Origin of the sequence: Kitasatospora sp. NPDC051705, from assembly GCF_044453265.1 — a bacterium.
Lineage (GTDB): Bacteria > Actinomycetota > Actinomycetes > Streptomycetales > Streptomycetaceae > Kitasatospora.
Map to the genome: position 1 here is coordinate 1 of NZ_JBITCO010000069.1, position 1,317 is coordinate 1,317.

Here is a 1,317-nt window from a genome sequence, read left to right on the forward strand (position 1 = left end):
GTGACTGGTCGTTGTTTGAGAACTGCACAGTGGACGCGAGCATCTGTGGCCAAGTTTTTAAGGGCGCACGGTGGATGCCTTGGCACCAGGAACCGATGAAGGACGTGGGAGGCCACGATAGGCCCCGGGGAGCTGTCAACCGAGCTTTGATCCGGGGGTGTCCGAATGGGGAAACCCGGCAGTCGTCATGGGCTGTCACCCGCTGCTGAACACATAGGCAGTGTGGAGGGAACGCGGGGAAGTGAAACATCTCAGTACCCGCAGGAAGAGAAAACAACCGTGATTCCGGGAGTAGTGGCGAGCGAAACCGGATGAGGCTAAACCGTGGTGGTGTGAGACCCGGCAGGGGTTGCCATCATGGGGTTGTGGGAATGAGCTTCAGTCGTCTGCCGGCGGCTGGGCGAGTCAGAAACCGTATGGATAGTCGAAGGACATGCGAAAGGTCCGGCGTAGAGGGTAAGACCCCCGTAGACGAAATCTGTGCGGCTTGCTTGCTCATCTCCCAAGTAGCACGGGGCCCGAGAAATCCCGTGTGAATCTGGCGGGACCACCCGCTAAGCCTAAATATTCCCTGGTGACCGATAGCGGATAGTACCGTGAGGGAATGGTGAAAAGTACCGCGGGAGCGGAGTGAAATAGTACCTGAAACCGTGTGCCTACAAGCCGTGGGAGCGTCGTTCATCAGCTTGCTGGTGGGCCGTGACTGCGTGCCTTTTGAAGAATGAGCCTGCGAGTTTGCGGTGTGTAGCGAGGTTAACCCGTGTGGGGTAGCCGTAGCGAAAGCGAGTCCGAATAGGGCGGTTGAGTTGCATGCCCAAGACCCGAAGCGGAGTGATCTAGCCATGGGCAGGTTGAAGCGCGGGTAAGACCGTGTGGAGGACCGAACCCACCAGGGTTGAAAACCTGGGGGATGACCTGTGGTTAGGGGTGAAAGGCCAATCAAACTCCGTGATAGCTGGTTCTCCCCGAAATGCATTTAGGTGCAGCGTCACGTGTTTCTTGCCGGAGGTAGAGCACTGGATAGGCGATGGGCCCCACCGGGTTACTGACCTTAGCCAAACTCCGAATGCCGGTAAGTGAGAGCGTGGCAGTGAGACTGTGGGGGATAAGCTCCATGGTCGAGAGGGAAACAGCCCAGAACACCGACTAAGGTCCCTAAGCGTGTGCTAAGTGGGAAAGGATGTGGAGTCGCAGAGACAACCAGGAGGTTGGCTTAGAAGCAGCCACCCTTGAAAGAGTGCGTAATAGCTCACTGGTCAAGTGATTCCGCGCCGACAATGTAGCGGGGCTCAAGCACACCACCGAAGTCGTGTCATT

Annotated in this window: 1 rRNA gene; it reads left to right on the plus strand. The window is 57.3% G+C overall.

Annotated elements, in window-relative coordinates:
* Positions 1-47 precede the first annotated feature (47 nt).
* A 23S ribosomal RNA gene (locus ACIA8Q_RS33845) occupies positions 48-1,317 on the plus strand; the annotation flags it as partial.